Source organism: Halovenus rubra (assembly GCF_026586665.1).
GTDB lineage: Archaea > Halobacteriota > Halobacteria > Halobacteriales > Haloarculaceae > Halovenus > Halovenus rubra.
Genome location: NZ_JAODIY010000026.1, coordinates 1 through 1011, shown reverse-complemented (window position 1 = coordinate 1011; position 1011 = coordinate 1). Strand labels below are relative to the sequence as shown.

The 1011-nt window shown below is 58.9% G+C and carries 1 rRNA gene; it reads right to left on the bottom strand.

Going from position 1 to position 1011, the window contains the following annotated elements:
- Nucleotides 1-126 precede the first annotated feature (126 nt).
- A 16S ribosomal RNA gene (locus N5098_RS15125) occupies nt 127-1011 on the bottom strand; the annotation flags it as partial.

Below are 1011 nucleotides of genomic sequence, written 5' to 3'. Positions count from 1 at the left end.
GAGCTATGGGCCCGTCCGCCGTACATTGTTAGCTCTGATAGTTCAAAGGTGCTCGGTCGGTGCTCGCGTCCAGTGTCGATACCCTCCAACGAAAGTGGGCTGGGTGTGACCCCAGTCCCGATCAGTAGGAGGTGATCCAGCCGCAGATTCCCCTACGGCTACCTTGTTACGACTTAAGCCCCCTTGCGAAGCCCAGATTCGATCATCGCATGATGACCTCATCCGGACCTCACTCGGGTGCTTTGACGGGCGGTGTGTGCAAGGAGCAGGGACGTATTCGCCGCGCGCTTATGACACGCGACTACTACCGAATCCAGCTTCATGAGGGCGAGTTCCAGCCCTCAATCCGAACTACGACCGAGTTTACGGGATTGGCGTCCCCTCTCGGGGTAGCTTCCCATTGTCTCGGCCATTGTAGCCCGCGTGTTGCCCGGCACATTCGGGGCATACTGACCTACCGTTGCCCGTTCCTTCCTCCGCTTTAGCAGCGGCAGTCCTCTTAGTGTACCCAACCACCAATGGTGTTGCTGGCAACTAAGAGTGCGGGTCTCGCTCGTTGCCTGACTTAACAGGACGCCTCACGGTACGAGCTGACGGCGGCCATGCACCTCCTCTCAGTAGCTCCAATAAGCCCATCAGACTGATCTTCACAGCTACTGTCGGTGCCGGTGAGATGTCCGGCGTTGAGTCCAATTAAACCGCAGGCTCCTCCGGTTGTAGTGCTCCCCCGCCAATTCCTTTAAGTTTCATCCTTGCAGACGTACTTCCCAGGCGGTCCGCTTCACGGCTTCCCTACGGCACAGCGCAGGCTCGTAGCCTGCGCCACACCTAGCGGACATTGTTTACGGCCAAGACTACCCGGGTATCTAATCCGGTTCGAGACCTTGGCTTTCGTCCCTCACTGTCGAGTCCGTCCTCTCGAGGCGCTTTCGCCACCGGTGGTCCGTCCAGGATTACGGGATTTCACTCCTACCCCGGACGTACCCCTCGAGTCCTCCGGCTCCAAGCCAG